Source organism: Isoptericola sp. NPDC056578 (assembly GCF_042793275.1).
Classification (GTDB): domain Bacteria; phylum Actinomycetota; class Actinomycetes; order Actinomycetales; family Cellulomonadaceae; genus Isoptericola.
Genome location: NZ_JBHTVC010000065.1, coordinates 19,703 through 28,459, shown reverse-complemented (window position 1 = coordinate 28,459; position 8,757 = coordinate 19,703). Strand labels below are relative to the sequence as shown.

The 8,757-nt window shown below is 74.6% G+C and carries 11 protein-coding genes; 5 read left to right on the top strand and 6 right to left on the bottom strand.

Annotated elements, in window-relative coordinates; all coding sequences use genetic code 11:
- Positions 1–95: 95 nt before the first annotated feature.
- The 5 genes from ACFQ80_RS19340 (at position 96) to ACFQ80_RS19320 (ending at position 4,170) form a co-directional block, all read left to right on the top strand.
- The gene (locus ACFQ80_RS19340) at positions 96–467 is read left to right on the top strand and encodes an ArsR/SmtB family transcription factor (protein ID WP_430549184.1); all 372 of its coding nucleotides are present in this window, start codon (positions 96–98) and stop codon (positions 465–467) included.
- Complete coding sequence (locus ACFQ80_RS19335) at positions 464–1,381, top strand: cation diffusion facilitator family transporter (protein WP_430549185.1); 918 nt, start codon at positions 464–466, stop codon at positions 1,379–1,381. The genes ACFQ80_RS19340 and ACFQ80_RS19335 overlap by 4 nt, the downstream gene beginning before the upstream one ends.
- A 71-nt stretch (positions 1,382–1,452) precedes the next feature.
- Positions 1,453–2,187, top strand: a complete 735-nt coding sequence (locus tag ACFQ80_RS19330) for a VIT family protein (protein WP_430564791.1) — start codon at positions 1,453–1,455, stop codon at positions 2,185–2,187.
- A 38-nt stretch (positions 2,188–2,225) separates the two neighbouring features.
- Positions 2,226–3,842, top strand: coding sequence for an alpha-amylase family glycosyl hydrolase (locus ACFQ80_RS19325; RefSeq protein WP_430564790.1), 1,617 nt, complete (start codon positions 2,226–2,228; stop codon positions 3,840–3,842).
- 37 nt (positions 3,843–3,879) lie between these two features.
- Complete coding sequence (locus tag ACFQ80_RS19320) at positions 3,880–4,170, top strand: DUF1905 domain-containing protein (protein ID WP_430564789.1); 291 nt, start codon at positions 3,880–3,882, stop codon at positions 4,168–4,170.
- On the opposite strand, the gene ACFQ80_RS19315 is transcribed toward ACFQ80_RS19320, so the two are convergent.
- From ACFQ80_RS19315 to ACFQ80_RS19290, 6 genes are read right to left on the bottom strand one after another with little or no spacing between them, the layout of a single operon-like run.
- Positions 4,151–4,723 carry a DUF2127 domain-containing protein gene (locus ACFQ80_RS19315; RefSeq protein ID WP_430564788.1) on the bottom strand — a complete coding sequence of 191 codons (573 nt, stop codon included), beginning with the start codon at positions 4,721–4,723 and terminating at the stop codon, positions 4,151–4,153. The two genes, ACFQ80_RS19320 and ACFQ80_RS19315, sit on opposite strands and share 20 nt — an antisense overlap.
- 30 nt (positions 4,724–4,753) lie before the next feature.
- Positions 4,754–5,152, bottom strand: a complete 399-nt coding sequence (locus tag ACFQ80_RS19310; RefSeq protein ID WP_430564787.1) for a RidA family protein — start codon at positions 5,150–5,152, stop codon at positions 4,754–4,756.
- A 2-nt stretch (positions 5,153–5,154) separates the two neighbouring features.
- Positions 5,155–6,036 (bottom strand): fumarylacetoacetate hydrolase family protein, encoded by an 882-nt coding sequence (locus tag ACFQ80_RS19305; protein ID WP_430564786.1) that lies wholly within the window; start codon positions 6,034–6,036, stop codon positions 5,155–5,157.
- Entirely contained in the window at positions 6,033–6,560 is a 528-nt protein-coding gene (locus ACFQ80_RS19300) for a nuclear transport factor 2 family protein (RefSeq protein ID WP_430564785.1), read from the bottom strand. The genes ACFQ80_RS19305 and ACFQ80_RS19300 overlap by 4 nt, the downstream gene beginning before the upstream one ends.
- 11 nt (positions 6,561–6,571) lie before the next feature.
- Complete coding sequence (locus ACFQ80_RS19295) at positions 6,572–7,867, bottom strand: FAD-dependent monooxygenase (protein WP_430564784.1); 1,296 nt, start codon at positions 7,865–7,867, stop codon at positions 6,572–6,574.
- 41 nt (positions 7,868–7,908) lie between these two features.
- A complete protein-coding gene (locus tag ACFQ80_RS19290; protein WP_430564783.1) occupies positions 7,909–8,667 on the bottom strand; it encodes a dienelactone hydrolase family protein in 759 nt (252 codons plus the stop codon).
- Between the last annotated feature and the right edge of the window lie 90 nt (positions 8,668–8,757).

Sequence of the window (8,757 nt, the reverse complement as noted above, 5' to 3'; positions counted from 1 at the left end):
TCTGACGTCTCAGAAGGTGCACAACCGCCTGTTCGGCACCTCGTCGTCCGGCGGCAGCCTGGCATGAGTACACGACACCATGTACCGTCGCGCTCATGGAGACCGTGACGCTCACCCACACCGCCGCGCTGGCGAGGCTCGGGCACGCCCTGTCGGACGGCACCCGCGCACGCATCCTGCTCGCGCTGCGCGACGCGCCCGCCTACCCCTCCGACCTCGCCGCGACGCTGGGCGTCTCCAAGCAGGTGATGAGCAACCAGCTCGCGTGCCTGCGCGGCTGCGGCCTGGTCGTGGGGCGCCAGGACGGGCGCCGCACCGAGTACCGGCTGTCCGACCCGCACCTCGCGCACGCGCTCGGCGACATGCTGCGGCTCGCGCTCGTCGTCGACCCGGACTGCTGCGGCCCGGACTGCACGTGCGCGACGCCCGCCGCCCACGGGCCCACCGGCTCCCAGGACGCCGCGTGACCCACGACCACGACCACGCGCAGGTCGCCGCCGACCACCGCGGGCGCCTCGCGATCGCGTTCGGCATCACGGCCACGATCCTCGTGGCGCAGGCCGTGGGCGCGTGGCTCACCGGCAGCCTCGCGCTGCTGGTCGACACCGCCCACATGCTCACCGACGCCGGCGGCCTCGCGCTGGCCCTGTTCGCCGCGCACCTGTCCCTGCGGCCGGCGTCGCCGCAGCGCACCTGGGGCTACCGGCGGGCCGAGGTGCTGGCCGCGCTGGCGCAGGCGGCCGTGCTGCTGGTGGTCGGGGTGTACGTGCTGGTGGAGGCGGTGCTGCGCCTCGCCGAGCCACCGGAGATCCCGTCCACGCAGCTCGTCGTCTTCGGCGTCATCGGCCTCGCGGGCAACCTCGCCTCGATGGCGGTCCTGGCGAGCCGCCGCGACGCCAACCTCAACCTGCGGGCCGCGTTCCTCGAGGTGCTCAACGACGCGCTCGGGTCGGTGGGCGTGATCGTCGCCGCGATCGTCATCGCCACCACCGGCTGGCAGCGGGCCGACGCCGTCGCCGCGCTCCTCATCGGGGCCCTCATCCTGCCGCGCGCGGTGAAACTGCTGCGGGCCGCCGGCTCGGTGCTGCTGGAGTCCACCCCGCCCGGCCTGGACCTCGACGAGGTGCGCTCGCACCTGCTGAAGGTGGAGCACGTGCGCGACGTGCACGACGTGCACGCGTCCCTCATCGCCACCGGCCTGCCGATCCTGTCGGCGCACGTCGTGGTCGACTCGGGCTGCTTCACCGACGGGCACGCCGGCCGCATCCTCGACGAGCTGCAGGAGTGCGTGGCCACCCACTTCGACGTGGCCGTCGAGCACTCCACGTTCCAGGTCGAGCCCGAGACCCACCCCGAGCACGAGCACCCCACGCACGCCTGATCCCCCGGTCCGGGCCGCGCCGGGCGCGCGTCGTGCTGGCGGCACCCCCCGACCGATGCTGTGCTGGGCACATGTCCGAGCGCATCGAGACCGACCCGACCGGCCACCCCGATGAGCCGCATGCCGGCGGCCTCGCCCAGCGGCTGAACTGGTTGCGGGCGGGCGTGCTGGGCGCCAACGACGGCATCGTCTCCGTGGCGGCCGTCGTCGTGGGCGTCGCCGGCGCGACGCCGGAGCGGGCGCCCGTGCTCACGGCCGGGCTCGCGGCCCTCGTGGGCGGCGCGATCTCGATGGCGCTCGGCGAGTACGTGTCGGTGTCCAGCCAGTCGGACAGCGAGAAGGCGCTCATCGCCAAGGAGCAGCACGAGCTCGCGACCATGCCGGACGAGGAGTTCGACGAGCTCGTCGGCCTCTACCGCCAGCAGGGCCTCAGCGAGGGCACGGCCCGCCAGGTCGCCACCGAGCTCACCCACCACGACGCCCTCGGCGCCCACCTGTCCGCCGAGCTCAACATCGACCCCGACGACGTCGTCAGCCCCTGGCACGCCGCCTGGGCGTCGCTGCTCGCGTTCCTGTGCGGCGGCGTGCTGCCGATGCTGGCCGTGCTGCTCATCCCCGAGCCGTGGAAGGTCGCCGGCACGTTCGTCGTCGTCCTCGCCGCCCTCGGCGCCGCCGGCTCGATCGCCGCGTGGATCGGCGGGTCGTCCCGCTCCCGGTCCGTGGTGCGCGTGGTGGTCGGCGGCGCGCTGGCGCTCGGCGTCACCTTCGCCCTCGGCTCGCTGCTCGGCACCACCGGCGTCGTCTGACCCGCCCCGCCCCCGTACCCGACCCTGAAGGAGCCTCCGTGCCGACCCCCACGCCCACGTCCCCGCACGCCGCCACCGACCTCGCCCCGCGCCTCGGGCGGACCGTGCTGTACCAGCTCTACCCGCAGAGCTTCGCCGACGGGAACGGCGACGGGATCGGCGACCTCCCCGGGATCACCGCCCGGCTCGACTACCTGCGGTGGCTCGGCGTGGGCGCCGTGTGGCTCGACCCGTGCTTCGTGTCGCCGTTCGCCGACGCCGGCTACGACGTCGCCGACTTCCTCACGATCGCGCCCCGCTACGGCACCAACGACGACCTGGCGGAGCTCACCGAGGAGGCCGGCCGGCGGGGCATCTCCGTGCTGCTCGACCTCGTCGCCGGGCACACGTCCGACCAGCACCCGTGGTTCACGGCGTCGGCGGACGACCCCGGCGACGACCGGTACGTGTGGAGCGACGCCCCCGTCGACGGCTTCGAGCCCGGCCCGGGCCGCCGCGGCGGGTTCTACCTGCCCAACTTCTTCCCCGTGCAGCCGGCGCTCAACTTCGGCTACGCGCGCCAGGACCCCGACGAGCCGTGGCGCAGCCCGGTCGACGCCGCCGGCCCGCAGGCCAACCGCGGCGCCCTGCGCGAGATCATGGCGCACTGGTTCGACCTCGGCGTCGCCGGGTTCCGCGTCGACATGGCGGCGTCGCTCGTCAAGGACGACCCGGGACTCGTCGAGACCGGCCGCCTGTGGCGCGAGAACCGCGACTGGCTCGACGCGACCTACCCGGGCCGCGTGCTGATCAGCGAGTGGGGCGACCCGCGCGTCTCCGTGCCGTCGGGCTTCCACGCCGACTTCTTCCTGCAGTTCGGGGGCGACGACGACGGCCTGCCGCTGCGCTCGCTGTGGAACAACGGCGCCGGCACGGTGCAGCCGTCGTGGGGCGAGGTGCCGAGCTGGGCCGACGCCGAGGCACGGGGCGACGCGGGCACGTTCGTCCGGGCCTGGGAGGAGGCCACCGGGGCCATCGCGGCCGCCGGGCGTGGCGGGCTCACCGGCCTGCCGACGTCGAACCACGACTTCACGCGGCTGGTGGCCGGGGCGCGCGACGCCGAGCAGGCTCGTGCGGCCCTCGTCCTCACCCTCACCTGGCCGTCGATGCCGTCGGTCTACTACGGCGACGAGATCGGCATGCGCTTCGTCCCCGACACCCCCACGCTCGAGGGCTCGCGCCTCAACCCGACCTACGACCGGGCGGGCTCGCGCACCCCGATGCAGTGGGGCGACGTGCCGGCCGGGCGGCTCGGCCCCGACGTCGCGGAGTCGCGCTACCTGCCCCAGGACCCGGACCCCGACCGCCCGACCGTGGCCGCCCAGCTCGACGACGAGGGCTCGGTGCTGCACCTGGTGCGCCGCCTCGCGCACCTGCGCACGGCGGACCCGCGGCTCGACGCCGCCGCCGACGTCGACGTGCTGGCCACCGGCTACCCGTTCGCGTACGTGCGCGGCGGCACGCTCGCCGTCGTGCTCAACCCGGGCCGCGCCGCCGTGTCGGTCGCAGTGCCCGGGGCGGCCCGTGCGCGCGAGATCGAGGTCCGGGGGCACCGCGTCGAGGGCGACGTCGTGCACCTCGACGGGCACGGGTACGCCGTCCTCGACCTCGCGTGAGCTGGTCCGTGTCAGGAGGTCGCGGCACCCTGGGCGCATGGAGCTCGAGGTGCGCGGTGAGGTGTTCCAGTGGCGCGGCCCGGCGCCGTACTACTACGTCGCGGTGCCCGACGCCGAGGCGGAGCAGATCGCGGCGGTCGCGCCCCTGGTCACCTACGGCTGGGGCGTGATCCCCGTGACGGGCCGCCTGGGCGCGACGACGTTCACCACGTCCCTGTTCCCGAAGGACGGCGGCCACCTCGTCCCGCTCAAGGACGCCGTGCGCCGGCCCGAGGGCGTGGACGACGGCGACGAGGTCGTCGTGCGCCTCACCCTGGACGGGGTGTGACCCGCCCGGGGAACCACCCGTCGAGCACGCTGCGCCACGCGTCGCGGAACGAGCGGCCGCGGCGCCACTCGTGCCAGGTCAGCCACAGGATCGCGGCGTCGAGCGCGGTGAGGAGCGCGACACCGAGCCCGGGCGAGACCACCAGCTGCACGAGCTGGACGACGAGGAACACCGCGAGCGCCCCCACAGCCCACGGGTAGACGCGGCGCGACCCGGCCAGCAGGGCGCCGACGATCGCCACCTTGACCACGCCGTGGAGCAGCAGGAACAGCCCGGCCGCGAGCGCCGTGCCGTGGCTCAGCGCCGCCGCCTCGTGCAGCAGCAGGTGGGCGACGACGTCGTGCGGGTCCTCCCGCAGCTCCTCGGCGACGGCGGCCCGCGTCAGCGCGAGGACCTGCCCCTGGCGCAGCACCAGGAGCGCCGTGCCCGCGACGAGCTCCACCAGGCCGTCCAAGCCCTTGACCAGGATGCCCAGCACGAACGCCGTCTCGGCCACCAGCTCGCGCCGGCCCTCCCGCGACGGCGCCTCCCCGCCCGGCCGGTCGCCCGTCATGCGGCCCACTCTCGTCCTGTCGCCGCCCGGTCACCACCACCCCGCCCCGCCGAGGACGGCGAGCAGGTCGACGTGCACCAGCGCGCCGCCGCCGAGCGTCGCGGCGACGACCTGACGCGCCGGCCGGTCTCCCGGGTCGGGAAACAGCGCCGTCCACTCGCGGTTGAGGGCTTCCCGGTCGGCGGGGTCGGCGAGGTGCACCGTCAGCTTGAGGACGTCGCCCGGGCCGCCGCCCGCCGCCGCGAGCACGGCACGCACGTGCCGGAAGGCGTTGGCGCACTGCGCGTCGAGGTCCTCCGGCATCTCCCGCGTGCCCGGGTCGCGGCCCGTGAGCGCGCCGGTGGCGAGGAACGGACCGATCCGGCTCGCCACCGGCACCGGGTTCGCGTGCGCGAACCCGGGCACGTCCACGGTCGTGCGGCGGCCCACCGTCAGGCCTCCCGCTCCGGCTCGGCGACGACGGTGTTCTCGAGGGCGCCCAGGCCCTCGATCTCGGCGCGCACGACGTCGCCGACCTTGAGGAAGCGGCCGGTGGGCGCGCCGATCCCCGACGGCGTGCCGGTGGCCAGCACGTCGCCCGGCTCGAGCGTCATCACCTGCGTGAGGTAGGCGATCTGCTCGTAGAGGTCGTGGATCATGTCGTCGGTGCGCCAGTCCTGGCGGACCTCGCCGTTCACGGTGAGCCGCATCCCCAGGTCGAGCGGGTCGGCCACCTCGTCGTCCGTGGTGAGCCACGGGCCGAGCGGGCCGTGCGTGTCGAACGACTTGCCCAGCGTGAACGTGGGCGACCGCTTCTGCAGCCAGTCCCGCACGGACACGTCGTTCGCCACCGTGTAGCCGGCGATCACCGACCGCGCGTCGTCCACCGGGACGTGCCTGCACCGCTTCCCGATCACGACGGCGAGCTCGATCTCGTAGTCCAGCTCGTCGGAGACGTCCGGCTTCACGATGCCGGCGTGCGGCCCGACGATGCACGAGACCTGCTTGTTGAACCACAGCTGGCTGGTGGGCACCGGGATGCCCGCCTGCCGCGCCTCCTCGGCGTGCGCGGCGTAGTTCATGCCGATGCCGAGGTACTTCTGCGGGTCGTCCACCGGCGCCTCGAGCACGACGTCGGACAGCGCGTGCCGCTCCCCCGCCGCCCCGGCGAGCGCGTCGCGGCGCGCGCCGAGCTCCGGCAGGATCGCGCGCAGCGACGTGCCCGCGACGGCGGAGACGTCGGTGACCGTGAGCGAGCCGGGGTCGGCGTCGTCGCCGTCCACCCGCCCCAGCCGGACGGGGCCTTCCCCGAGCCGGAACCGTGCGATCTTCATCTGTCGTTCCCGTCCTTCGTGTCCTCGGCGGGCGCCTGCTGCTCCGAGGGCAGCGCGCCCCACACCTGCTCGCCGTCGGGTGTCATCTGGAAGCTGACGAACCGCCAGGCGCCGTCGTCGCCGCGCACGACGACCTGGGTGACGACGCCGGCGAGCACCCGGGGCGCGCCGTCCGGCCCCCGCATGTGGTTGACGATGCGCCCGGTGACGACGCCGACGTCCCCGACGAGGCGCACCAGGAGGTCGTCGCGCACGACGTCGACGTACGCGCGCCGCGTGGCGACGTGCTCCAGGAGCTGCGCCTTGGTGTGCACCAGCCCGGGGGCGTGCACGTGCACGAGGGCGTCGTCGAACATCGCGTCCAGGGCGTCGACGTCCCCGGCGACCAGGGCGTCCCGACGGCGCTCCTCCAGGGCGAGGATCTCGGCGCGGCTCGCGGCGTCGGCCACGGTCACCCCGCTGGGCGCAGGGCTTGTCGCGGCGCTTGTCGCGGCGCTGGGCGCAGGGTGGTTGTCGTGGGGCATGGCGGTCCTCCTCAGGCCGGCCGGGCGGCGGTCAGCGCGTGGTCGGTGCGGAAGCCGGTGGTCTCGCCGGCCTCGAAGCCGGGGCGCGGCTGGCCGACCATCGCGTGGTACTTCGAGAAGATCTCGTCGGCCTCGGCCAGCGGCAGCACCGCCTCGATGTCCTCGAACGGCTCGCACCGCGTGCGGTCGGCGACGATCCGGCGGATCACCTCGTACCCCTCGCCACGGTGCGCCATGACCATGCCGTTGACCTTGGCGAGCCGCTCGGCCTCGAACGCCTTGAGCGCGGCGACCGGGTCGTCGATCGTGGCGAGCTTCTCGGCGAGCACGGCGCCATCGACGATCGCCTGGCAGGCGCCGTTGCCGCCGCGCGGGTACATGGCGTGGGCGGCGTCGCCGACCAGCACCACGCGCCCGTCGGTCCAGCTCTCCAGCGGGTCGTGCCGGATCAGCGGGAACAGGTACACCTCGCGGGCGTCGCGCAGCATCTGCTGCACGTCGAGGAACGGCAGCTTCACCGTGTCGAACAGCGGCACGATCTCGGCGACGTCGCCGACGGCGTTCCAGTCCTCGACCGTCTCGTCGCGCTCGCGCTCCACCACCCAGTTGACCAGGGTCCTGCCCGTGCCCTCGAAGTCGTCGGCGATCGGGTACACGATCATCGTCGCGATCTGCGGGGCGCCGATGTGCAGGATCGTGTGCCCGTCGCGGTACGGCTCCATGAGCGTGGTGCCGCGGTACATGGTGATGCCGGAGTAGTGCGGCTCGGCGCTCTCGGGGTGCATCTGCCGCCGCACCACCGAGTTGATGCCGTCGGCGGCCACCACGACGTCGGCGGGGACCTCGCCGCGCGAGCCGTCGGCGCGCTCGACGTCGAGCGTGACGCCGTCGCCGTCCTGCGCGTAGCCGAGGGTGCGCACGCCCTGCACCACGGAGTCCGGGCCGAGCCGCTCCAGCACCGTGCGGTACAGCAGCATCTGGAGGCGGCCGCGGTGCACGAACCGCTGCTCGTGCAGGTAGCCCATGTGCACGCCGCAGCGCTCGGCGTAGATCTCCTGGCCGTGGTTGTTGTAGAAGATCGAGTCGCGCGCGTCGACGGAGATGGCCCGGAACTCCTCGAGCAGCCCGAGCTCCTCGAGCTCCTTGGTGCCGTACACCTTGACGTCGATGCCGACGCCGAGCGGACGGAGCTCCGCCACGGTCTCGTAGATGCGCGGGCGGAACCCGCGCTGGTGCAGCCGCAGCGCGGCGGCCAGGCCGGCGGGGCCGGCGCCCACGATGGCGATGTCGAGCTGGGGATCTGGCATGGACGTCCTCGTCTCTGGTGGGGTGGTTCGGGGCCGCGGCGTCAGCCGACGACGGCGGGGCTCAGGTCGTGGGCGAGCTCGCGCAGGAAGCGGGTCGTGGCGACCCAGGCGCGCTCCGCGTTGCGCGGGTGGTACGCGACCGCCTCGGGCGTCGGGGAGAAGCGGGCGTGCGGGCTGGTGAAGGCGTGCCGGGTGCCGCTGTAGAGGTCGGTCTCCCAGTCGAGGCCCGCGCCGGTCATGGCCCGCTGCAGGGCGTCGCGCTGCGCGGCGGTGGCCATGGGGTCCTGGTCGCCGGTGCACAGCAGCACCCGGGCCGTGGGATCGCACGCGCCCCAGCCGGCGTCGGGGTCGAGCAGGTCCAGGCCTCCGTGCACGCTCACCACGCCGCGCACCGCGCCGCCGGTGCGCAGGTGCTCGAGCGCCGAGGAGCCGCCGAAGCAGTACCCGAGTGCGACGATCGCGTCGTCGTCGATCTCGGGCTGCTCGGCCGCGGCCTCGTGGGCCGCCGCGACCCGCGCCGCCCAGCGCGCCCGGTCCGCGACCATGGCGCCGATGAGCGGCCCGATCTCGTCCTGCGTGCGCGGGCGGGCCCGCTCCCCCCAGACGTCGGCGGCGAGGACGGCGTACCCGAGCCCGGCCAGCCGCTCGGCGACCGCGAGCATGTCGTCGCTCAGGCCGAAGGCGTCGTGCAGGAGCAGCACGCCGGGCGCCGCCTCCCCGCCGGCGGGCGCGCGCAGCGCGCCGATCATGCGGGTGCCGTCGTGGGAGTACTCGACGTCGCGTGCGATCAGGTCGTTCATCGGGTGCCTTCCTGGGGCCTCGTCGTCCGGGAGGGGTCGAGGAGGCGGACGGCCCGCAGCGGTGCGGGTCCTCGCTCGACGGTGAAGCGT